This window comes from Spirulina sp. CCY15215 (assembly GCF_016888125.1).
Lineage (GTDB): Bacteria > Cyanobacteriota > Cyanobacteriia > Cyanobacteriales > Spirulinaceae > CCY15215.
The window spans coordinates 1-783 of record NZ_JACSWA010000215.1 but is presented as its reverse complement, the minus strand read 5'-3'; the positions used below and the strand labels follow the sequence as shown (position 1 = coordinate 783).

Annotated in this window: 1 protein-coding gene; it reads left to right on the top strand. The window is 38.3% G+C overall.

Going from position 1 to position 783, the window contains the following annotated elements; all coding sequences use genetic code 11:
* Positions 1 to 783, top strand: a 783-nt coding sequence (locus JUI58_RS01285; protein WP_348539809.1) for a transposase, incomplete at both ends; no start/stop codon positions are given.

Here is a 783-nt window from a genome sequence, read left to right as displayed (position 1 = left end):
CCTACGGGAAATTATCAAAGTTGTACAAGGAGAAGAAATTACACTTTAGACCCAAACCACCATCTTACCGAAAGAAAGGAGGCATGGCAGTTGTTAGTTATCCCTCTCGATGGGTTAAGTTGTCCAATGGAAATTTAAAATTTACTTTAGGCAATCAGGTTAAAGTATGGTTTGGAATTGACCATTTTCTGCTCCCCATGCCTTCAAATCTGGATTATAAATCAATCAAAGAGTATCGAATACTTCCCAGAAATGGCTGTTTTTATATTGAGTTTGTTTGCCAACAGTCAGATATTAAACCAATTAAGCCGAACAGTAATGTTCTCGGTATAGACCCCGGATTAAATAATTGGATTACGGGAGTATCCAATACAGGAAAGTCATTCATTATTGACGGGAAAAAGGTCAAATCTCAGAATCAGTGGTATAACAAGCAAATCGCTAAAATCAAGACAGGAAAGCCACAAGGATACTGGGATGAAGAACTCGCCGAGTTAACCGAAAAACGTAACCGTCTGTCTTGGTGCGCGTTCCCTAGGCGAATGCGATTCGCCGGGGTCGCACCGCAAATGAGAGACAATATTAATAAAGCCGCAAGATTCATTATTAATTGGTGTCTCAGTAATAATATTAGCAATGTCGTCTTTGGTTGGAATCAATTCAATAAAGATGGGATTAATATTGGGAAAAAGAACAATCAAGAATTCGTGCAAATTCCCACAGCAAAGTTGAAAGATAGAATATCTCAACTTTGTCAACAGTACGGAATTAACTTTATCGAGA